Origin of the sequence: Chitinophaga sp. (assembly GCF_035564935.1) — a bacterium.
Taxonomy (GTDB): Bacteria; Bacteroidota; Bacteroidia; order Chitinophagales; family Chitinophagaceae; genus Chitinophaga.
On record NZ_DATMTE010000847.1, the window covers coordinates 1 to 24,311 of the forward strand.

The 24,311-nt window shown below is 50.4% G+C and carries 14 protein-coding genes; 3 read left to right on the top strand and 11 right to left on the bottom strand.

What is annotated here, in order from left to right:
• Nucleotides 1-298: hypothetical protein (locus VN105_RS22170; protein ID WP_325644313.1), on the bottom strand; the 298-nt coding region annotated here is incomplete at its 3' end.
• Between the two features lie 298 nt (nt 299-596).
• Here VN105_RS22170 and VN105_RS22175 point away from each other — a divergent pair.
• The gene (locus VN105_RS22175; protein WP_325644315.1) at nt 597-908 is read left to right on the top strand and encodes an EF-hand domain-containing protein; all 312 of its coding nucleotides are present in this window, start codon (nt 597-599) and stop codon (nt 906-908) included.
• Between the two features lie 48 nt (nt 909-956).
• On the opposite strand, the gene VN105_RS22180 is transcribed toward VN105_RS22175, so the two are convergent.
• The 10 genes from VN105_RS22180 to VN105_RS22225 all read right to left on the bottom strand — a co-directional run bounded on the left by VN105_RS22180 (nt 957) and on the right by VN105_RS22225 (nt 17,503).
• Nucleotides 957-2,597, bottom strand: coding sequence for an FAD-dependent oxidoreductase (locus VN105_RS22180; protein ID WP_325644317.1), 1,641 nt, complete (start codon nt 2,595-2,597; stop codon nt 957-959).
• An 11-nt stretch (nt 2,598-2,608) separates the two neighbouring features.
• On the bottom strand, nt 2,609-3,346 hold the full coding sequence (locus VN105_RS22185) for a GDSL-type esterase/lipase family protein (RefSeq protein ID WP_325644319.1): 738 nt from the start codon (nt 3,344-3,346) through the stop codon (nt 2,609-2,611).
• A 2-nt stretch (nt 3,347-3,348) separates the two neighbouring features.
• Complete coding sequence (locus VN105_RS22190) at nt 3,349-4,776, bottom strand: RagB/SusD family nutrient uptake outer membrane protein (RefSeq protein WP_325644321.1); 1,428 nt, start codon at nt 4,774-4,776, stop codon at nt 3,349-3,351.
• Nucleotides 4,777-4,793: 17 nt separating this feature from the next.
• A complete protein-coding gene (locus VN105_RS22195; protein WP_325644323.1) occupies nt 4,794-8,108 on the bottom strand; it encodes a TonB-dependent receptor in 3,315 nt (1,104 codons plus the stop codon).
• A gap of 48 nt (nt 8,109-8,156) precedes the next feature.
• Complete coding sequence (locus tag VN105_RS22200) at nt 8,157-9,356, bottom strand: FecR family protein (protein ID WP_325644325.1); 1,200 nt, start codon at nt 9,354-9,356, stop codon at nt 8,157-8,159.
• An 80-nt stretch (nt 9,357-9,436) separates the two neighbouring features.
• The gene (locus VN105_RS22205; RefSeq protein ID WP_325644327.1) at nt 9,437-10,039 is read right to left on the bottom strand and encodes an RNA polymerase sigma factor; all 603 of its coding nucleotides are present in this window, start codon (nt 10,037-10,039) and stop codon (nt 9,437-9,439) included.
• 120 nt (nt 10,040-10,159) lie between these two features.
• Complete coding sequence (locus tag VN105_RS22210) at nt 10,160-11,395, bottom strand: glycoside hydrolase family 88 protein (RefSeq protein ID WP_325644329.1); 1,236 nt, start codon at nt 11,393-11,395, stop codon at nt 10,160-10,162.
• 3 nt (nt 11,396-11,398) lie between these two features.
• Complete coding sequence (locus VN105_RS22215; RefSeq protein ID WP_325644331.1) at nt 11,399-12,310, bottom strand: DUF5017 domain-containing protein; 912 nt, start codon at nt 12,308-12,310, stop codon at nt 11,399-11,401.
• A 17-nt stretch (nt 12,311-12,327) separates the two neighbouring features.
• Nucleotides 12,328-14,361, bottom strand: coding sequence for a RagB/SusD family nutrient uptake outer membrane protein (locus VN105_RS22220; RefSeq protein WP_325644333.1), 2,034 nt, complete (start codon nt 14,359-14,361; stop codon nt 12,328-12,330).
• A 10-nt stretch (nt 14,362-14,371) separates the two neighbouring features.
• On the bottom strand, nt 14,372-17,503 hold the full coding sequence (locus tag VN105_RS22225) for a TonB-dependent receptor (RefSeq protein WP_325644334.1): 3,132 nt from the start codon (nt 17,501-17,503) through the stop codon (nt 14,372-14,374).
• A 270-nt stretch (nt 17,504-17,773) separates the two neighbouring features.
• Between VN105_RS22225 and VN105_RS22230 the strand changes: the two genes are divergently transcribed.
• Nucleotides 17,774-21,748, top strand: a complete 3,975-nt coding sequence (locus VN105_RS22230) for a hybrid sensor histidine kinase/response regulator transcription factor (protein ID WP_325644336.1) — start codon at nt 17,774-17,776, stop codon at nt 21,746-21,748.
• 77 nt (nt 21,749-21,825) lie between these two features.
• On the top strand, nt 21,826-24,311 hold a 2,486-nt coding region (locus VN105_RS22235), incomplete at its 3' end, for a polysaccharide lyase family 8 super-sandwich domain-containing protein (RefSeq protein WP_325644338.1).

The window sequence follows — 24,311 nt, forward strand, 5'->3', positions numbered from 1 at the left end:
AATTAATCTGCGACAACCCATCAGCAGACAAATCCAAAATATCAAACCCTGCTACCTGCTGCATACCGGGACCTGAAAAGTTCAGTTTCAGGTTACCAACTTTTCCAAAAGAGAGGATTATTTCGAGAAATGGTCTCGACATATCCGGCCAAACAGCTGCCTTATTTCTCGACTGACCTAGCAGCACCATCGATAGTTTTTCGGCAGACCAATGCAGTAATTTTATAAATGCTATATCCCCCGGCTTCCAATCCGGATAAAGTGCCGTAACCCTTTCAATATTTTCTATATGCTTCATAGTATCCAAAGTTAATGTAACAACATCTATACAGAACACCCTCTCCCATAAAAATTCCCCCCCAACCGTTAATTACTACTAACCAACGTTAAACAGTGTTAAGAATCCCAACCGTTCAAAACCACTTAAAACCAATACTATCAAGCCATACCGGCCGCCAACTTATCGTGCCGCTCCCCCGGCCCCTTCTTCCGCCCTTAAACTTCCATCCCCGCCGGCAATCTAAAAAAGATATGCGAAACTGATTCCCGGGTTACACCAGGAATACTAATTCATTCAAAACTTAAAACACACAATTATGATGAAGCATTTTCTTGTAGCAGGTTTGTTAATGACAACACTGGTTTCTGTGAAAACTTACGCACAGCAGCCACAACAACCACAGCAACACGACCGTGAAGGATTTTTTAAGAAGATTGATACAGACGGGGATGGCAAACTCAGTAAAGCGGAAGTAGATGCAGCGGCTAAAGACAATAAGCGGCTTTCCAAATTAAGCGAGAATTTCACCGCTATTGATACTAACAAAGATTCTTTCTTAGACAAAGACGAACTGAAGGCATATAGAAAAAGCCAGGGACCACGCAAGAAAGAGGGCGGTAATAAGTAACACTAAAAGGAGGGAGTTTTTCAATATAGAAAGACTCCCTCCTTTTTACTACTCCAACCGCTGCTTGTCTTTCAGCAACTGCGCCTGCAGCTTTTTATAACTGATATCCTGCACCGCTTTTTTATCGGTTATGGCCTGTACCGCAGCGGTGGCAGCGCTCTGGCCCAGGATCATAAACACCGGCTCCATGCGGATGGAACCAAAGGCAATATGCGAGCTGGACATACATACCGGCACCAGCAAGTTCCCGCATTCTCCTTTCTTCGGCACAATAGCGCCATAGGAGATCCGGTAAGGCTGCTTAGCGTCCACACCTATATCGCCTTCATTCTGCACAAAGCCGTCGGGTTTTACGTAACGCTGTGCATTGTGCGCGTCCAGCGTGTAGGAGCCCATGCCCACGGACTGGCTCACCGGGCGTTTGCCCAGGACTTCGTTCTCAGTCATCACGCTCATGCCCGTCATGCGCCGTGCTTCGCGGATATACAGCTGGTGCGGCCAGTTGCCGTTATCCTTAAACTCGTCGGCGGACAGGCCCCATTTGTTCATGTCATCCTGTACGTCTGATGGTATGCGGGGGTCGTGGGCGATGAAATACAACAGCCCTTTCTGGTATTGTTCATGCTCTTTGATAATGGCTGTCCTTCTTTCATAAGAAGCATCCGGGTAATCATAGTTCATCCCGATGTTATCCATGCTGAAAGGGCCGTGGTTATTCACGTCTGTTTTGTGGTTGGGAATGGGATCAAATTTATTGAAGGTTTCCCGCCAACCGGAATTGAATACACGCACCAGCAATTCATACTGCGTAGAGTCGTAGTTGTTAGGCCGTTCAAAGGGCACCCTGTTGCGCGGGTCATTGGTGAGGCACAAACGGAAGCAGTAGGCTTGTATCCGTTTATCGCCGTCGCCTTTTTTCCCGGGGTCATCGCCGGAAACGAGGGGCAGCAGCCCGCTGGAGGAATCGCCCGCTATTTTGTAGGGGCTGATGTTTGTTTTAAAGTGATGGCCGTGGTGCAGCACGCCCACCTGGATACCGTTCCATTGCTCACCGTACACGCTATTGGCTTCACGGCCCACGTGGTAGCTAACGCCGGCAGCAGCCATGAGGTCGCCTTCATAGGTGGCGTCAATGAACATTTTGCCGGCAAAGGTTTTCCCGCTGAGGGTGGTGAATGTTGTGATGTTACCATCCTTTTTGATCAGCCCTTTTTCGCGGTCCAGCCATTCATCCCGGTATACCGTGATCTTGTTTTCTTTTATAAAATCTTCAAACACCTGTTCCGCTACATGCGGCTCAAAGATCCACATGGTGCGTTCTGCGCCGTCCATCGCTGCTGTTCCCTGGCCTTTGTTGCCGTATTCCTGCTGTTGCTGCCATTGCCAGGCATCGGGCTGCTGGTAGTGCTGGTATACGCGGTGGTAGAACTCACGCGACAACCCGCCTATGACGGATTTGTTGCCGGTATCGGTAAAGCCCAGGCCCCCGGAGGAAAGGCCGCCCAGGTGTGTGTCCGGAGATACAATAATGACTGACCGGCCCATTTTTTTCACCTGCACAGCAGCAATAACAGCCGCGGAGGTGCCGCCATAAATAATAACGTCCGCCGTCATTTTCGCAGGAATCGGCGCCGCTGCTACGGATAAGGAATAGACGGATACTGCAATGCTAACGAGGAATTTCTTCATAATTTATTTTTTCAGGAACCAAGCAATCTTTTGAGGGCGGCGGGATAACTTCTACCGGATACGCCGCCATCACCCAATGTAATACTATCTCCAAAACAAACCACTTTGCTATGCGGCAGCTGCAACTGCATGATCGCCTCATACACCACAACGCCCATCAGGCGGTATCCTTCGGGAGTGGGATGCAAGCCATCCGTTTTCCCGCTGTTGGCTTCATTACGGAGAAGGCTATCCGCATCGGTACCTATATTACCTGTTTTTTCAAAAACATGGTGCATGTCCAGTACCGGCAGTTTATTGTCTGCCGCGATTTTACGGATCACATTATTCACCTGCCGGTTCCGCTCCTGGTACCCTTCAGGCTCATAGAATTCCTTCTTGTGGCGGGTGAACAGGTAAGGCTCGTAAGCTGGCAGGATGGTCATCAACAGCACCTGGCTGTTGATGTTCATGATCTGTTTAACCATACTGCGGACATTCGCCTCATATTGCGGTAACGGCACATACTTCACGCTGTTCATGTCGTTGGTGCCTGCCATGAGCACAGTAAGGTCAGGCCGGTGTGACAAACAATCCTGGTCGATCCGTTTTAGCAGGTCAATGGTATTGTTGCCGCCAACACCTGCGTTGATCACCTGCGGATCTGCTGCCGGCGCAGCTTTCACGGCAGGCTTCCAGGAAAAGTATTTTTCCTGGAAGGCCACCGATGTAGTAAGCAAACCCGTTTGTAAAAATGTTCTGCGATGCATTATCAATAATCAGGGTTTTGTGTCAGGTTCTTATTTACATCCCGCTCTGTTTGAGGGATAGGATACAGGTTATGTTTTTCCAGGACAACAATACTTGCATTCTGCGCTTTCATCGCGCTGGCCAGCCGTTTGGTCCTCACGAGGTCGTACCAGCGATGCCCTTCAAAGGCCAGCTCCAGGCGTCTTTCCAACAGCACGCTGTCGCGGAATGCGCCCTGGTTCAACCCGGGCAGTAGGTCCACAAGACCTGCCCTTCGCCTCACCCGGTTAATTGCCGTATAGGCTTCCACGTTACCAGCGGCCTGCTCATTCAGCGCTTCTGCGTACATCAGCAGCACATCAGCATACCGGATAATGGGATAGTTGTTACTGCCTTCCCCTGTAGCTGTGGCGGAAGGATCCAGGTATTTACATATATATCCCGGGAAAAGAATATTAGCCGGTGCCGGAGGTGTGGTAGTGGCAGAATAAAGCCTGATGGTCACATCCCTGCGCTTGTCCGCCAGGCTATAGGCATCATACAGGTTCTTTGTAGGAGGATCGTCGCCAAAGCCTGAAACACCATTTACCTTATCGAAAACAGGCCGCATATAACCCTGCATGAAGCTGCCCTCTCCTACGCCGCCTCCCAGCGCCTGCACTTCAAATACCGCTTCTTTACCGTTCTTGTTGGCAATAGCAAATGCATCTGCAAAATTAGTCCAGAGGTCATACACACCCAGGTCTATCACTTCCTTGCACTTGGCGGAGGCTTTGGCCCAGTCCTGCCGGGTCAGGTAAACCTTCGCCAGGAAAGCTGTTGCCGCACCTTTAGTGGCCCTGCCTTTGTCGGCGCCCGTATAGGATGCCGGCAGCGCTTTCTCTGCATCAGTAAAATCTGCTATGATCTGCTGGTATACTTCGTCCACCGTTTTCCGGGATACTGCCAGGTCACTGAGTGAGTTGGTTTCCTGCAATACCACCGGCACACCGCCGAATAACCGCACCAAAGTAAAATAGTAAAACCCTCTCATAAATTTTGTTTCAGCCAGCAGGCGTGTTTTGAGCGCATCATCCATAGAAATATCCGGTACCCGCCCCAGCACGGTGTTGGCGCGGTTGATGCCCTGGTAGCATGTGCTCCATACCACCTGGAAAGTAGTGGTAGCCGGCGTGAAAGTATATTTGTCCAGATCGTTCTTGGACTGGTTCACCGTAGAGCGACCACTGCCCCATTCGGCATCATCCGTAGCCTGATCCATCAGCACCCACATAGACTGGTTATACAGGTTGGCGGTGTTCAGCAGGTCATATACGGAATTAACGGCCGCCTTTGCGTCGTCCGCATTCTTGTAGAAATTGGCTGGTGTAAAGCTGGACTGCGGCACTTCGTTTAGCTTCCCGCAGGATACACCTATTATCAACAGTAAAAAAAGAAGGAACTTTTGCATATGCAGAAATATTTTTGTTAGAAGCTGACATTTAAGCCAAAAAGTACGGTCCTGGCGGTTGGATAGCTGCCGTAGTCGAAACCCTGGCTGCGGCTGTCCTGCCCAAAGCGGTTTACCTCGGGGTCATAGCCGCTGTATTTTGTCCAGGTAACAAGATTCTGTACGCTCGCGTATGCACGTATGGAATGCACCTTAATGGCACTCAGTACGGAAGCGGGCAGGTTGTAGCCCAACTGCAGGTTCTTGAGCCGCAGATAGGAACCGTCCTCAATCTGTCGTGTAGAAATACGGTTTGTAGGACGCGCATTGGTGGCGCGTGGAATGTCCGTATTGGTATGTGTTGGCGTCCAGCGATCGAGCATGTCCCGGTCCTGGTTGATGGTGCCGTTGAGATACTCCAGCTCAAAGCGATTCGCGTTCAGGATCTTGTTGCCATACACGCCCTGAAAAAAAACGCTGAGGTCAAATCCTCCGTAGGAGAAGGTGTTGCTGATGCCACCCGCAAATTTGGGCTGGGCATTACCAATGATGGTACGGTCTGCATCGTCTATTTTCTTGTCGTTGTTTAAATCCTTGTACCTGCGGTCGCCTGGTTTCTTCGCATTCGGATCCGCCAGTGCGGACAGTTCTTCTGCAGACTGGTAAATACCATCGGTCACATAGCCGTAGAAAGAGCCCAGCGGCTGACCGACACGGATAATACCGGAGTTCAGGTTCTGCGCAATGTTAGCCACTTCGCCGGCAAATATTTGCGGAGCGCCGCCAATGTCCAGCACTTTGTTACGATTGATCACATAGTTGATATCCGTAGTCCATTTGAAAGCACCGTCCAGGTTCACTGTGGAAAGGCTAAGCTCTATCCCTTTGTTCTCTACCTGGCCCAGGTTCTTATAAGCGCTGGAATAGCCGGAGGTGCTGGGGATAGTTACATTCAACAACAGGTTCCTGGTTCTTTTCAGATAGGCGTCTGCAGTGAGACTGATCCTGCTGTTGAACAGGGAAATATCAACGCCCAGGTCGGCCTGCGAAGTGGTTTCCCAGGAGAGGTCCGGATTGGCGATCTGGTTGGGGCCAATACCGGTGGCCACCGTGTTGCCCAGCACATAGTTCTGGGTACCCAACAGCGAGTAGGCGGGATAGTTACCGATACCATCCTGGTTACCAGTGGTACCGTAGGTAGCCCTGACTTTCAATTCGCTGATCTGTTTCACGCTTTTCAGGAAAGGCTCTTCGCTCGCCCGCCATGCCAGTGCGGCAGAAGGGAAAAAGCCGAAGCGCTTGTTGGCGCCAAACCGGGAAGATCCATCCGCACGGAAAGAGGCGGTGATTAAATACCTATCGCGATAGCCATAATTCACCCTGCTCAGGTAAGACTCCAGCCCCCATTCGCCAATGCCTGAAGAAGGGGTAACAGGAATGGCGCCTGCCCCCAGGTTTCCCGAGCCCAGGTTATCATTTACAAAGCTGCGGGCAGATGAAGAATTGTATTCTGTGTGGTTTACCTGTTGGGTATAACCTACCAGGGCAGTAATGCTGTGTACCTGGTTGAATCTTTTCGTATAGGTAAGGGTATTCTCATTCAGCCAGGTAATGTTCTGTTCATCGTAGATATAGGCCACACCACCCTGGGAGAGGCCACTGGCCACACTTCGCGGGAGGTAATTATCTTGCTTTTGCAGAATGGCGTCCGCGCCGAACATCACCCGCAGACTAAGCCCTTCGAGTATTTCGTATTCGCCGAACACATTACCGAAAACACGGTAGGCGGTATTGCGGTTCCTGGAATCCTGCACCAATGCTACCGGGTTATCTGCCGGGAAAGTAAGCTTGGGATCATTAATCAGGTATTTACCATCCTTATCGTATACGGTAAGAAGTGGCGGAAACTGCAGGGCAGCCATTGTTGCCAGACCGGCAGCGCCCAGGTTGCCATCAGACTTAGCCTGGTTACTCACCGTGCGACTCACGGTGAGGCTGTTGCCTATCTTGATCTTGCTGGTCAGCTTCCTGTCGATATTTACGCGAAAGGAATACCTGTTAAAATCAGATCCTTTGATGATCCCCTGTTGTGTGAAATAGCCGGCGGACAAGGCGTATTGCGTTTTTTCATCACCACCACTAACAGATAACTGGTAATTGGCGATGGGAGCTGTGCGGAGTATTTCGTCCTGCCAGTCGGTGCCTTTACCAAAAGCGGCTACCTGGTCTGGTGTGTATACGGCAGGCAGGCCATCATTGGTATTCGCTTCATTGACAAGCTGTGCGTACTCGCTTCCGTTCAGCACCGGGTATTTCCGGCGTACGTTCTGCGTGCCGTAATAGGTGTCGAAATTGATAACAGACTTACCCGCTTTTCCTCTTTTAGTAGTAATGATCACTACGCCGTTGGCTCCCCTGGAGCCATAGATGGCTGTGGAAGAAGCATCTTTCAGGATATTGATGGATTCAATATCTGCCGGGTTGAGGGTACTCAACACGTTAAAGGCGGAGCCAGTGCTTACGCCGGCATTCTTGAAGGGAATACCATCTATCACGTACAGCGGCTCGTTGTCGCCCTGTATGGAGTTACCGCCACGGATACGGATAGTGGTGGAAGCGCCGGGAGCGCCGGAGTTTTGTGTTACCTGCACGCCGGCGGCTCTTCCCTGCAAAGCCTGGTCCAGTGAAGTAACAGCCACTTTCTTGATTTCTCCCACGGGTATGGAAGCAACGGAGCCGGTGAGATCACTCTTTCTTACCTGGCCGTAACCTACTACCACTACTTCTCCCAGGGCTTCTGTATCGCCTTCGAGGGTAACGGTGATGTTGTTCTGACCCGTGGACAAAGTGATTTCCTTTGATTTGAGTCCCAGCGCGGAAACCACCAGCACGGCGTTCTCCGGTACATTAGTGAGGGTGAATGCACCATTTACATTGGTGGTGGTGCCACGACCGGTGCCTTTCACCTGCACCGTGGCGCCGGGTATTGGCTCCCCCTTTTCATTCACCACTTTGCCCTGTAAATTGTCGATGGCGGGTTGCTCCGATCCCTGCTGTGTGGGCGATATTGTTTTACGGCTGATGACCACTGTATTGCCCTGCAAAGAATAACGCAGTGGCTGGTCTTTCAGCATCATCTTCAGCGCTGTTTCCAGCGGTGTGTTGTTAAAGGTTACGGTGACTGGTTTGGCCGCGGCCATGTCCTCGTTGCGATGAAAGAATACGTAACCTGTTTGCTGTTTGATCACGGCAAACACCTTTTCCAGCGGAACATTTTTCCCACTGAAGGTGATTTGCTGGGAGCTACAGACGGCAGTAGCTTTCAGGAAAAAAAACAAGAATAGCGATAGCATTAATTTGTACATAACATGGAAGATTGGTTGATAGGTTTATTTACGTATTTATTCCGGCAGTATAATGATATGTCTGTCGTGCTCTATTTTAAAATGCACCCTTGCCTGCTCCAGCGTTTGCAGCGCCTGCGCCAGGGTTAGGCCTTTCCCGATCTCCCCGGAGAAGATTCCCTGTGGCACGCCGTCGGCATAGCTTACCTCTACGTTGTACCAACGGGAAAGCTGTCGCATGATAGTGTGGATATCCGCGTCCACAAAGGAGAAGTAGCCGTTTTTCCAGGCAATCACGTGGTCCGTGTTCACCTTGCTGACAGCAATGGCGTCAGCGCCGCGAACAACAGCGGCTTGTTGCCCGGGTTGCAAAAGTGTTGCTTCCTTGTTGACGCTTACTTTTACGGCGCCATCCAGCAGGGTGGCGTTCATGGTACGTTCATCATCATAGGCCATGATGTCAAAGCTGGTACCCAGCGCCAGCACCTCAAGATTGTGAACGCGCACTTTGAAGGGCTGTCCTGCTTTCTTTGCGATCTCGAAATATCCTTGTCCTTCCAGCTCCACTACCCGTTCCTTCCCCACAAACGCCGTGGGATATTTCAGCCTGGAATCGGCGTTCAGCCATACTTTGGAGCCGTCTGGCAACACCAGCTGGTATTGTCCGCCGCGGGGCGTGGCCAGGGTATTAAAGCCCGCCGCAGCGGTTGCGCCGTTTACATCATATTGCAGGCGGCCGTTCTGCAGATGGATGGAGGTATTGCCCTGCTGCATCACGCGCCCGGAGGCGCTGTCCAGCGCCACAGTGGAGCCATCCGCCAGGGTGAGCATGGCTTTATTGCCTCCGGGTGGCACATCTTGTTTTAAGATGTTGTGATGAGCTATGGCAGAAGGAGTGGGTGATCGTTGTTGGTAAAGATATCCCATAGCGCCCAGCCCGAATGCTACTACGGCAGCGGCGGCATAACGCCAGCGGTATGCCCTGCGTACCGGGATAACGGGAGTGCGGCTTTCCTGCTCCTGCTGATCTGCAGGCAGGCGTGTATTGGTGAGAAGATGTTCCAGTTTGGCTTCGGCATCCGGGATGCCTGCTGCACCGCGACTATTGCGCCAGTGCTGTTCCATAGCCAGGCGCAGGGCGTCGTCCGCAGATCTTTGCTTCACGGCTGCCAGCAGCTCTTCCAGCTCTTCGCGCGTGCAGGTATTGGTAACATAACGTTCGAACAGGAAGGTTACTCTGTTATCAGTTTCACTCATACATGGATGGCAGGGAATAGCTGCCTTTAATAGCTAGACGCTGGAAAAAGGAGGAATAACTAATCGATCTGAAAAAAAATTTAAACTTTTTCTGAAACCATATGCAGGAGGGCAAATATCATCACCAGGTTAAGATGATCGGCCAGGTATTGCTGAATGAACCGTTGGGCTTCGGTGATATGGTTGTTGACAGTGTGCCTGGAAAGGGACAGCCGCTCGGCGATCTCTTTATGGGAAAGCCCTTCCTCTCGGCTTAGCTGGTATACTTTCCGGCGCTGGGAGCTGAGCAAACCAATTGCTTCCCGGAGTTTTGTTTCATACTCTTTCACCATTACCTGGTTGTCGGCTTCCGTGGCATCCGCCATCTGGATCTCTTCCCACAGGAGGTCTACCAGCTGCGGGTTTCGGCTGGCAGCGCGCAGGAAGTCGATAGCGCGGTGATAGGCAACGCGGAACATGAAAGCCTCGAGATGCTCAATACGGGGCAGCAGCTCCCTGCCCACCCAGCATTTGGTGAGTACGTCCATCACCACTTCTTCCGCCACCTGCGGAGATTTGATGATAGTACGAATATAATGAAACAACCTGCCCTGCCATGCCTGGAAAAAACTGCGAAAGGCGGCTTCGTCACCTTCCGAGATCAGTTGCAGCAGTTCCTTATCAGTATGTAGTCGCTCTGGCATGTAAGTAAACCCTGTCCCTCTTGTAGTAAAAGTAGTAAAAGGACGGCAGTAAATAACACTAAAAGAACAGGCGCCCGGATAACCAGGCGCCTGTTCTTCTTTATACTATGTTTATCTTACTCAATCAAGTGAAGCCTTGTAACGCTCCAGTGCTTCCATAAAGTAATAGTCCGCATACACCAGCGGCACATCAATCTCCGCATTATGCGGAATGCTTCCCACGCTATGCATCAGTATAAAATTACCGTTCTTCCCTTCCGGCGCCCTGTATGCAGCACTTGCCAGTGAATGCAGTATGGCGATGGCCGATTTGCGATATTGCTCTCCCTTACTTTTATCTACATAACCACTCAATTCAAATAATGCCGACGACACAATAGCTGCGGCAGAAACATCGCGGTATTTTGTTTTTACATTGTTGGCATTGGAACGTACGCCTGGCTTATATCCTGCTTCTTCCACATTGAAATCCCAGTAAGGAATTTTATCTTCCGGGAGATTTTTGTTATCCAGGAACCAATCTGCCATACCGGTGGCTGTTTTCAGGAAACGCGGATCATGTGTTTCCCGGTAGATCATGGTAAATCCATAAATGCCCCATGCCTGCCCGCGCGACCAGGTAGAATTATCTGCATAGCCCTGCGCGGTTTCACGGGCCAGTACCTTACCACTGGTGGTATCATAACATACTACGTGATAGGAGCTGTAATCAGGCCGTACCTGGTTGTACATGGCGGTTTCTGCATGGCTCACGGCTATGTGGCGGAAGCTGGTATCCCCCGTTTCCCGGGAAGCAAAGAAGAGCAATTCCAGGTTCATCAGGTTGTCGATGATCACGGGGTAGTAATACATTTGCTGCCCATGCCAGGATTTGAAAGCATTCCAGGATTTAATGCTACGTGTTACCGGGCTAAAGCGCGTGCTGAGCGAGCGGGCGCCCTGGATAAGGATATCGCGGTATGCTTTGTTACCGGTAAGGCGATAAGCATTGCCATAGCTGCAATACATCATGAAACCAAGATCATGGTGTTGGGTAAAATCTTTCAGCGGTTCCAGCTTTTCTGTCCATTTAATAGCTTCCCGTTGCCATGCCGGATCTTTGGTTTGCTCATAGGCATACCAGAGTGAGCCAGGGAAAAAGCCTGGGGTCCAGTCGTACATGGAGGTGGTGATCATTTTCCCTTCTTTGTTGGTGGTCCGGGGAAAGGCAAGGCGCTCGCGTGATTCCGTGTCCTTCAGCATATGCTTAAGCTGTTGCCGTGCAAAGCCTGCATTACTGTCTACAAATTCTTTCTCACCGCCGGCAGTGAAAACACTGAGACCGGCGGTTAAGATGAGATAAAGCAATGGTTTCATATTCTATGGTGTCACTTTAATGATTAGTTCCCGTATCACACGTTTTTCTTCATCCAGTGTGTGGTTAAATGCTACGAAAGTAGCCTTGTATACACCCGGGGCAGGATATGCGTATGCATATTCTTCTTTATCCGGTTCATTGATACTTTTGAGGCCTGTGCTCACATCTCCCGGAACACGGCCGGCATACAACGGTTTGGTAACAACCCAGCTGGTGTTGGTAGCCGCGTTGGCGTCGCCGCCCGTGATCTTAAGATCAGAAGCAGATGGCGTCCAGCGGCCGTTAGCCGGGTTCCATACATTTCCGTAACGCGTCCAGTAGGCTACGTCTGTGGAGAATGAACTTAAGGGCACTGTTTTTCCGGGCAATACATTGTTCACTGCCAACTGGGTGATCGTCCAGGTGCGTTGTGTAGAACCGGTTACGCCGCTGTATTTGAAAGCAATGAAGAGTGAATCATTTTCATTGGCCAGCAGATCGGTTAAGTCTGCGGCGCCAAAAGGCACGTCGGTAGCACCGGTGGCCAGCGTGCCGCGGTTACTGATATTCGTCCAGGCAGCATTCACTACAGCAGCAGAATCAAGACCCGCCAGTTTATTGGTGGCCAGCACCTGCAAAGTGTTAACCTGCGTACCATATTGTGCTTTTGAAGAAAAGCTCAGCGTAACGCGGCCCAGTTTAGTGGCCGACATGCGGCCCTCGTAGCTTTTACCCGGTTCGCCTGAATAGAAAGCAATATTACCCACTGTGCCCATGAATTTAAAGCGGGTAGTATCTCCCAGGCGATAGGTGAAGGTATCTGCTACCAGCCTTGCAGGATCGAGCGTTACATTGAAATCCGGCGTATCTACTTCCAGCTTTTTGGAACAGGCCACGGCAAAGAAAGACAATAGTATGAGGAGTGATTTTTTCATGTTTGTTTTTTTTAGAATTACCAGCCTTCATTTTGTACCAGTAAGCGGTTAAGATTGAGTTCATAAGTGGGCTTGGGCAACATTACATGCCTGCTGCTCACGTTACGCACTCCCTGTAAACCGTTGGGATTACCGGTAGAAGTTACTCCTGCACCATTGGAGGTAGCCCATGAAGCGAAGTTCTGCATGTCCGCCACAAAATTTCCCCAGCGGATCAGGTCTGCTTTCCTCACCGCTTCAAAGCATAGCTCCCGCATTCTTTCATCACGGATGGCCAGCTGGAATGCATCTTTACTCAGACCGGGTGTAAGATCGGATTCGTTGCCGGTGGTGATGGCGGCTGTTGCTGTGGCGGCCTCGCCGGCATAGGTAAATACGGCGCCTGTTACCGCGGCATCGGATGCACCGGAAGTATTTGTTGGCGCTGTATTGGTAGAGGTACCCGCTGTTGTTACCGTATACAGGTTACCGTTATTGGTGATCTGTGTTCCCTGCGCATAGCTGATGCCCGGTGTCCAGAAAGTACCTATCACTATTACCGGTGCGGAAGTATAATAAGAACCGGCCGTTAGCGCCCCCGGGCTATTCAGGTAAATACCGGTTACCTTACCTTCTCCAATGATGGCCGTGCCGGTTGCGCCATTGCCGCCACCGCCGGTGATGCTCACTGCAGGTGCTTTGGTATAGCCGCTTCCCGCGCTTGTCATGGTAATGGATTTTACTACATTGCCATTCATCAGGCCATATCCTCTTTTCCGTACCTGGTTAATGTAGGTATATGCGTTCGTTGGTCCGTTCACGTAGTTCTCTGCTTCTGCGCGCATCAGCAGTATATCGGAATAGCGGATCATGGGCCAGTTGATATTATAGGTACCGCCTACGCCATTGGTATTGCGGATAGCCTGTGGTACATATTCCCTCCGGAACTTACCGGCACACATTTGCCAGGGATTGGGACGGGTGGCTTTTACACGGGGATTGGTACCGCTGTAAATATAATTGGCGCAGTTCCAGTCGCGGCGTATATCCAGAGACGCCTTGTTAGGACTGGCAGTGCTGTTGGGGTCCGTTTCGTAGGCGTCGAACAGTTTCTTCGTTACCCATACCCATGCAGCGGAATTGTAGGAAGTAGAGTCCAGCGCAGTAAGCGTGGATTGTATACCCACAAAGTTGCCGATATCATTACCGGATTTATTTACCACACCGGCTGCTGCACCGAGGGAACCCAGTTCCCAGATGTTTTCCCTTACATCGTATTGATCGGTAGCGAGGTTAATGAATACCTGGCGGTAATCGGGGTTCAGTGCATGCAAACCGGAAAGGATCACTTTGTCGGTATATGTGATCACGTCCTGGTATTTAGCCGTGTTGTTCTGCGGATAACCTGCCCAGTAAAGATACACCCGTGCCAGCATAGCCTGTACGGCGGTGAGTGTAACCACATCATTAAACTTCGCCTGGGTTACGGTATAATCCTTCAGCAAGGTTTCTGCTTCTTTCATATCCTTCTCCACCTGTACATATACTTCCCCCTGCTTAACGGGGGGAATATTTACATCATCGATGGCCGGCGTGTGGAGCACTACCGGCACATCTCCATAATTACTGGTAAGAATAAAGTACAGGAACCCACGGAGGAACAATGCCTGTCCTTTGATGATATTCCTGCGTCCTTCATCCATTGAAGGTTTATTGATGTTATCCAGCAAGGTGTTGAGGTTGTTGATGCCAACATAGGCATAGCGCCATATACTGGCGATATGCACCAGGGAAGCGTCGTAATTGTAACGGAGACCGCGTGCATCGCCGTCTGCCGTGCGGTTTGACATTACCTCGTCTGTAGTGGATACAAAATTGAAGCCCATCACCTGTGCGTACAGTTCAGGACGCATCAGATCGCCGTACACAGCGTTCAGGCCCTGTTGCAGCTGTGCTTCCGTACCATAATAATTTTCCGTGGTGTAAAAATCCGTCGGTTTGGTATCGAGGAATTTTTTGCAGGAACTCAGTCCTGCTATAGCTATACATGCGAAGATGCAAATACGTTTCATGTTCATCATTTTAGAAGGTTACATTTAAACCGGTCACATAAGACAACGAGTGCGGGTAAACGGCATAATCGAAGCCCGGGGTAAGATTACCTATCCTTCCGCTCACTTCGGGGTCCATACCGGAGTACTTCGTCCATGTATAAATGTTCTGTGCTGCGCCGTAGATGCGTACGTTCTTTATCTTCGCACGTTTCAGGAAGGCAGCCGGCACATTGTATCCCAGGGAAACCGTTCTCAGTTTCAGGTAAGAACCGTCTTCAATTACACGGGAAGAATAGGCCGCATTACCCATACCGCCTGCACGGAACAGGGTGTTGCTGGGGTTCTCAGGCGTCCAGCGGTTGGCATAAGTGGCAAACTGGTTGAGGTTTGGATTGTTTACAATGCCGCCTTCAAACACATAGCGGTTGGCATTGATGATATCATTGCCGTAAGACCATTGCAGTAATATGTTCAGGTCAAAATTGCGGTAACGGAAATCGTTGCTGAAACCGCCGGTATGCTTTGGTAAACCGCTGCCGATAATAGTGTAATCCTGGTTGTTCACCTGCAGATCCCCGTTGAGGTCTTTATACCTGATATCGCCCGGGCGGATAGCATTGCGCGCAGAGCCATTAGTGGGTACATCCGCTTTTAGCAAATAGGTGCCGTTGGGCATCGCATCAAAATCACTATACTGGTATACCCCGTCAAACACCAATCCGTACATTTCTCCAAGTGGTCGTCCTATCACAGAAATATAAGGGAACAGGCCGGAGTAGGTAGTATTGAAAAAAGTACCGGAACCGGAAAGGATAGATTGTTGTCCTTCTGCCAGTGATTGTATCTTGTTCTGATTAAAACTGATATTAAAGCTGCTGTTCCAGCTGAAGTTCTTTGTATCGGCAATGACACCGGAAATGGCGATTTCCAGTCCTTTGTTCTGCAACTGTCCCACGTTCTTGAATCCCTTCGCGCTCTCAATCCCATGCGCATAAGGTAATGCGGCATCCAGCAGGAGATCTTTCGTAGTGCGTATGTAAGCATCTACGGTAAGCGTCAGCCTGTTTTTCAGGAAAGCCATGTCTAAACCAACGTTGGTTTGTTCGTTGGTTTCCCAGCGCAGGTTGGCATTACCTGAAGAGATCATCACGGCGCCGATACCCAATGGCCCGTTGCCGGAAGAATACCAGTACTGGTTGTTGGTGAGCTGTAATTGTGGGAGATAAGCAAAGTCGCTCACCCGGTTGTTTCCCGAGGCGCCATAACCCAACCTGATCTTTGCATCGCTGATAAATTTCACGTCTTTCATAAACGGTTCACTGCTGAAACGCCATGCTGCTGATACCGCGGGGAAATATCCCCATTTGTTGCCTGCGGCAAATTTGGAAGAACCATCTGCGCGGACGGAGGCAGCAAAAAGATACCTTGAATCATAATCGTAGTTCACACGCAACGCACCGGAGCCCATGGTCCAGCGGGAGCTTGTGGAGAGCAGGGAGGTATTTGCCGGCGCTGCCAGGTCAATGGCATCCATGCCCAGGTCTTCATTCGGGATCTGGTTTGCGGAGAACCTACGTTGTGAGTTTTTATATCCCTGCGCTTCAAATACGCCGAGCACCGTGAGGTGGTGCAACTTGTTCCAGGTTTTGCGGTACGTAAGCGCATTCTCCGAACGCCAGAGAGAAGTGGGCCGGAAATCAACACTGCCGTTCACTCCATTGGAATTCCATTTACTGCCAGATTGCGTTTTGGAATTATTGAAGATATTGATCTCCGTGTTCACGTTATTGATGCCACCGGCTATACGTAGGGTGAGGTCTTTTGTGATGGCGTATTCCGCGTATGCGTTGGCGAAAAGGTTGTTCACCTTGTTCATGGTGTACTGGTTCTGGATATTCTGCAACGGGTTCACGCGGTAGTCCTGGTTATTGGCCAGTTCATTACCCGGATCATAAAATTCATCTACCAGGTTCACGGCGCTGTCGCGGCCATAAATACTGGTGGTTGGCCGGAAGCCCCAAACCGAATAAAGCGTAGTGGCGGAAGCGTAGAAATTGGTGGCAGATACCGGGATCCCGTAGGTTTCATTGTAGGCATAGTTGGCATTGATCCCTACTTTTAATTTGCTGCTTACGGTTTGATCCAGTGAAAAACGGCCCTGGTAGCGTTTGAAACCACCGTTAATAATGATCCCTTTCTGGTTATTAAAGTTACCGGAGAGAGAATACCGGGTTTTATCGTTTCCACCGCGTACAGCGATGTCGTGATTCTGATTCTGTCCTACCTGGTAAACAAGGTTCTGCATATCGATAGATTCCTTGTTACGATAGTCGTCCAGCTTGGCGCCACCGGCCAGGTACACGGAATCATAAATTGAGGGATTTATATCTCCCACATACCTTACAAACTCGTAAGCATCCATTAAAGGGATCTTGTTAGGTACCTGTTGCCAGCCGTAGTAACCATTATACGTTACCTGCGGTGCGCCTGTTTTACCTTTTTTAGTAGTGATGAGAATAACGCCGTTGGAACCACGGGCGCCATAGATGGCGGTGGCGGAAGCGTCTTTCAACACGTCGATGGACTCAATATCAGCGGGACTGATCGCATTGGCATTGGAACTTTCCGTAGGAAAACCATCAATGACATACAGCGGGGAGTTATCCTGCGTGATGGAACCTGCGCCGCGGATCACGATATTGGCGATAGAACCCGGCTGACCATCATTACTCGCCACTGCTACCCCTGCTACCCTGCCTGCCAGCGCTTCATCGAACGACTTTACCGGCGCCTTTTCAAAATCTTTCATGTTCACACTACCTACCGAACCGGTCAGGTCTTTACGCTGCTGGGTAGCATATCCCACTACCACCACATCGTTGAGCGTTCCTGCCTGTTCGTTCATCTGCACGCTGTACTCCGTCCTGCTGTCCAGCGGCTGTTCTACTTTTGCAAAACCAATAAAGGTGAACACCAGCGTGGCGCCCGGAGCTGCAGAAATAGTAAAACGGCCGCTCCCATCGGTAGTGGCGCCCGTTTTTTCATTCTTTACCATTACAGTTACCCCGATCAGCGGCGTACCATCTTTGGCCTTTACCGTACCGGACACTGTTTTTTTCTGTTGAGCAAAAAGGGACAACGGGATAAATAAGATCCACATGACTCCCGTAAAAAAATACTTGAAGGCAAAGGCAGACGCTTGTACCTTACTGGTTGATTGGCATCTCATTTTCATAATAATTGTGGAATTGAGCGGAAATACGGTTGATACACAAATATGTGATAACCAGTCCGGATCACAGGGAGACAATCATAAATGATTGGGGTGAATTTTATAAATCCTCCTTCAACCTGCTGATTATCAAAATAATAAAAGAATGATATTTATAAAAAACACCCATCCGGGTAAATACAATGCTTATATTAGCGAATGATTTTGAGGTGCTTCCCGTTCTTATGCCTGCTGATCCTCGCTGTTTTTACAAAAAGCAGCGGGCAGGATGTAACATTCAATCATCTCACTGTAGAAGACGGGTTATCGCATAACGCCGTTTTATCCATTTCGCAGGACAGCCAGGGCTTCCTCTGGTTCGGTACCAACTATGGCCTTAGCCGCTATGACGGGCACCGCTTTAAAATTTACCGTCACCAGATGAACGACAGCACCTCCCTGCCGGGCAACCAGGTAATGAGCCTGTACCGCGACCGGGAAAATGTGCTGTGGGTTGGTACCACTTCCGGCCTGGCAAAATATGACCCGGTACAAGACCGGTTTGAACGTATTGTACTTGATCCCGCCATTCCCATCAGCATCAATTGTGTGTATGAAGATACCAGGGGCCGGCACTGGTTTGGCGCCAACAACGGGCTTTATATGCGGCAGGGCAACAAACAGCAATTCCTTACCCCCGGAAAGCTGGCCGGGTACGTGGTGCGTTGCGTGTATGAAGACAAAAAAGGCGATATCTGGATAGGTACCAATAACGGGCTCACGAAAATGAGCGGCGACAGCTTCACTACTTTCCGGCATGAAGATGGACAACCTTCCGGTATTGCCATGAATTTCATTACTTCCATTACGGAAGACAACAACGGCAAATTGTGGATTGCCACCCAAACAGGTGGTATCAATATATATGACCCCGCTACCGGGCATTTTTCACTGCTGGCACAACCGGGTATTGTCAATAATATAGTAAGACGGGTGCTGCGTGATAAAACCGGCCATATGTGGGTGGGCACCCAGGAAGGCATCAGCATCATTGACCCGTCTGATATGAGCAGCCGGCATTACCAGCAACAATCCAGCAACGGTAATAGTCTCAGTCAAAATTCTGTTCATAGTATTTATGAAGACAACAACGGCAGTATCTGGATGGGCACCTATTTTGGCGGTGTAAACATCGTGCATCCTTATGGGGCGCCTTTCACCGACTGGCAGCAACATCCTCCGCTGAATGGCATCAGCAATAATGTGATCAGCAGCATTCATGAAGATGCCCTCCATAATTACTGGATCGGTACCGAAGGCGGTGGCCTGATGCATTTTAACCGCAGCACCGGCAGCTTCACCCGTTATAAACACGATGCCAATAATCCTTCCAGCCTTGGGTCTAACCTGGTAAAAGTAGTATATGAAGATAAAGACCATAATATCTGGACCGCTACACATGGCGGCGGTTTGAACCTGCTGGAAAACGGCGGCTTCAGGCGGTTCTTCTATAATACCAAAGATGCCAACACTTTTTCCCGGGAAGTAACCGCCCTGCTGGAAGACAGCCGGGGCAGGTTCTGGATAGGCACCAACAACACGCTGCAGCTCTACCACCGTAAAGGCCACGACCTGGAAAGGCAGGCCGATTCGGCACTTACCGGTATCGCCACCCATCAGTCTGTCCGTTATATTTTTGAAGATTCCCGGCACCGGATCCTGGTAGGCACCATCAGCTACCTGTATGTATTTGAAGGCGACTCTATGCGGATCGTTCAACGGGGATACGTTAACTCCATCCAGGAAGATTCGAAGCACAACATCTGGGTGAGCATGTATTTCGGGGGACTGATCAAATACGATCCCGACCTGGCACACCGGGTACGGTATACCGAAAAAGACGGCCTGCCGAATGATAATATCATTGGTTTGCTGGAAGATGACCAGCATTACTTATGGATCAGCACTTATAATGGACTGGTGCGTTTTGATCCCACCCGCAATAGCTTCCGGACCTATACCACCAGGGACGGCATTGCCGGCAATGTATTTAATTACAACTCTTTTTTGCGCGATAGCCGCGGCGAATTTCTCTTTGGCGGATACAACGGCATCACCAGCTTCTTTCCCAACCGGATCATCACCAATACGCACCCTGCTCCCATGCGCTTTACAGGTCTTCGCCTGTTCAATAACCTGGTGGGCATCGGGCAGCAAAATAAATTACTGGAACAGGATATCAGTTATACAAAGGCGTTGCGGTTCCATCACAACCAGGAAGTATTTACATTGGAGTTTGCATTGCTCAATTATGTAAAAAGCGGCAAAAACCGTTATGCATACCGGCTGGAAGGCGCGGACCGCGACTGGATAGAAACCGATAACCCCGCAGTAACCTACACGAACCTGTCGTCCGGCCATTACACCTTTTGGGTAAAAGGCGCCAACAACGATGGTATATGGAGTGAACCCGCAAAGATGGAGATCACTATCCTGCCTCCATTCTGGCAAACCTGGTGGGCCTACGCCATTTACCTGTTATGCCTTATCCTCCTGTTCTTCTTTGTTACGCGGTTCTTTTTCCTTTGGGCCCTGCTGCGCAAAGAAGAAGAACTGCACCAGGTAAAGCTCAACTTCTTCACACATGTTTCCCATGAAATACGCACCCATCTTACTTTCCTGCTGGTACCGGTGGAGAAAATGATGGATGTGCTGAAGAAAGATGACCCGCTGCAATCTACCCTGCTGCAATTACGGAACAATGCCGACCGGCTGCTGAAACTCGTGAATGAATTGATGGATTTCCGCAAGGCAGAAACCAATCACCTTAAACTGCATGTACAGGAACAGGACCTGATCCCCTTCCTTGATCATATTTATACCAGCTTCCGTGAAATATCCCTCAACCGGAATATTACCATGATATTCCGGCATGAGATGGAACATGCCTGGATTTATTTCGATCGCGAACAGCTGGAGAAAGTGTTTTTCAACCTGCTTAGCAACGCATTTAAATTCACGCCCGATGGCGGCCGTATCCAGCTGCATGTAACTGCTTCGCGGCAAAATACGGTGATCACGGTGACCGACAATGGCCGCGGTATTGCCCCGGCATACCTCGACAAGCTGTTTACCAACTTCTTCCAGGTGCAGGATCATGGTTTACAAAATACAGGATATGGTATAGGGCTGGCGCTTTCCAAAAACATTGTGGAACAGCATAAAGGTACGCTCACAGTGGAAAGCGAACCTTCCACCCCCGAAAAAGAAGGACGTACCTGCTTCACCGTTTCGCTGCCTGCAGGCGCCAAACATTTTGAAGGCTCCCAACATGTTGTAGGAGGCGCTCCCGCTGTTGCTGCCGCATTATTAAAAACGCCGGGAACCCGGGAGGAGGAACCGGCCCCTGTCCTGCCGGGTACACCTCAGCCTTTTACCATCCATATTGTGGAAGACAATGCCGAACTGCGCGCCCTCATCACCCAAACTTTCAGGGATCAGTACCTGGTGCTGGAAAGTGTGAACGGGGCCGATGGCCTGGCTACAGCCACTGCACAGATCCCCGACCTCGTGATCAGCGATGTGATGATGCCGGAAATGGATGGCCTGCAGTTTTGCCAGGCGCTTAAAACAGATGAGCGCACCAGTCATATTCCCGTAGTACTGCTTACCGCCAAAAGCTCGCAAACAGACCATGTAAGCGGCCTTGAAACCGGGGCAGATCTCTATCTCACCAAACCCTTCAGTACCAAAGTACTGGCACTCAATGTAAGGAACCTCATTGCCTCCCGGGAAAAAATACGGGAGCATTTCAGCCGGCAACTGCAAACAGCTACAGTAATCCCGGATGCGTTACCCAACCCCCTGGATAATGCCTTCCTGGAAAAGGTGATAGCATTAGTGGAAGAACATATGGACGATCCCCAATTCGGTGTGGAAATGCTGGCCCGCAAGGTAGCTATGAGCCAGCCGGTACTTTACAAGAAACTGAAAGCGGTCACCAATATGTCGGTGAACGATTTTGTAAAGTCGCTGCGCCTGAAAAAAGCGGCCGCTCTCATACGTACCCGGCAGCATACCGTGTACCAGGTGGCGTACATGGTAGGGTACAACGACCGGAAATATTTCAGCAGGGAGTTCAAGAAACAGTTCGGGAAAACGCCTTCGGAGTTTGCGGAAGCCCCTGACTTGTGAAAAATCCCCCCATTTACTTGGAAAAACCACCCCACCCGGCAGGCGGGGATCCTTAGATTTGTTACAAATCCACTGTTATGAAGATCAGACTTTTACTCCTTCTCGGGTTGTTTGGCCTTACGCCGGCTGTATGGGCACAAACCACCTATACCACTATTATGGACCGGATCAGGTCGGAGCTGCTGTCGCAGGCCAGTAACACCACCACGCTGGACAACAATGTAACCGCTACCCTGGCCACCCTGCAATCCAACGGCTCCTGGCCTGATGTGAACTATGCCTACAGTTCCACCACCTATACGGCAGATGTGCACATCAACCGGGTAAAAACTTTTGCACAGGCCTATACAAAATCAGCCAGTACGTATTACCATAGCAGTACTCTTTTTACCGCTATGGTGAACAGTCTCACTTACTGGAACACCACCGATCCGCAAAGCTGGAACTGGTATCATAACCAGATCTCCAACCCGCAACGTATCGGCGAGATCCTGATCATGCTGGATACGGCGCCGCAAAGCCTGGGCAGCCTGCGCAGCGCCCTGCTCACACAAATGAACCGTGGCAACCCCACCAGTCAGACCGGGGCCAACAAACTGGATGTGGCTACACATTTTATGTACCGGGCCTGCCTTACTGCTAATGATTCGCTGATGCAGTATAGCGTGGACCAGGTGTTTTACCCGCTGGTACTCACCACCAATGAGGGCATTCAGCACGACCTGTCTTACCACCAGCATGGGCCGCAATTGTATTTCTTTGGTTATGGTTCCGTATTTGTAGAAGGTGAAACAAAGGTGGCCTATTACCTCCGCGGCACGCCATATGCACTTTCCGGCGCCCGCTTATCCGTGTTCAGCAATTTTGTACGGAACGGCTTCCTCAAAGCAATGCGCGGGCGTTATATCGATTATGGTACCAATGGCCGCAGCATCAGCCGGGTAAATAATTTAGCCGTTGGCGTTACTGCCCACCTGGAAAAGCTCAAAGTGCTGGATACTACCCATGTTACCGAATACAATGAGAACATAGCAAGGCTAAATGGTACGCAGGCCCCGGGTTACCTGCTTCCAGCCCTCCACTCTCACTTCTGGCGCTCGGATTATACACTGCATCACCGTACCGGCTACCTGTTCGGCCTGCATATGACCTCTACCCGCACCGCAAAACAGGAAAACGGGAATGGTGAAAACCTGAAAGGATATTACCTGTCGGACGGGTCCACTCATATTGCCGCTAATGGCAATGAATATTATAATATTCCCCCTGTATGGGACTGGAGCAGGATACCCGGCACTACCGTTCCCTATATCACTACTATTCCGCTGCGTACCTCCTGGGGAGTGAATTTCGGCACTACCACCTTTGCCGGCGGCGTATCGGACTCTCTGTATGGTGTTTCCGCACTTCAGTTCTCCGATTACAATACGCAGGCGCGTAAGGCCTGGTTCTTTTTTGATAACGAAGTGGTTTGTCTTGGTGCGGGCATCAGCTCCACCGCTACCCAACCCATTAATACCACGGTGAACCAATGTCTGCTTAGCGGCGCCGTATCTGCAAATGTAAACGGTACGGTAAGCACTATTGCCAACGGCACTTACAGTTATAACAATACGCTGAAATGGATCACGCATAACGGCATCAGCTATTACTTTCCATCCGGGGGCCAGGTTCAGCTCAGTATGCAATCGCAATCCGGCACCTGGAAAAGTATCAACAACGGCGGCACTACCACGGTGCAGAACATGGATGTGTTCCAGTTGTGGTTCAACCACGGCAACGCCCCTACGAATGGTACTTACGCCTATTATGTATTGCCCGGGCAGAATATGGCCACTTATGACACCACTGCTGTGCGCATTGAGCAGAATACCTCTGCCATGCAGGTAGTGTATCACCGGGGATTAAACATCCGGCAAATGGTATTTTACCAGGCAGGCAGCTTCCATAAAGATTCGCTGACGGTTACGGTAGATCGTCCGTGTACACTGATGCTCCGCGACGCAGGTACATCCGATGTAAAAGTATCCGTTGCTGATCCGTCGCAATCATCTTCACCTGTAACCATCCTGCTGAACCTGCCCGGCATTCCGCAAACACGGCAACTGGTGGCCGATTTGCCTTCCGGCCCTTATGCAGGTTCCACTGTTACCTACCACGTAAGCAACCAAACGCCTGTTTACACTTCATCTGTAATTACTGCAGTGGCCGACGCCTATGTAAGGGGCGGTTCCGTTTATGGCAGTGTGAACTATGGTACAGAGTCGCTTGTACTGAAACAGGATGCCACCGTAAGCTATACCCGGGAAGTATTCCTGAAGTTCAATGTGGGGGCACTACCGGCAGGCGCCAACCAGGTAAAGCTGCGGATGTACGTGAACTATGCCAACACCGGCATCGCTGCCGTGCCCTGGATAGCGCAATATGTAAGCAACGACAGCTGGACGGAAACCGGCATCACCTATAACAATATGCCCGCAGCCACCAATGCGGTGGATACCATCATGGGGCGCACCGCCGGGAACTTTGCCGAATGGGATGTTACCGGGATCGCGCTTTCACA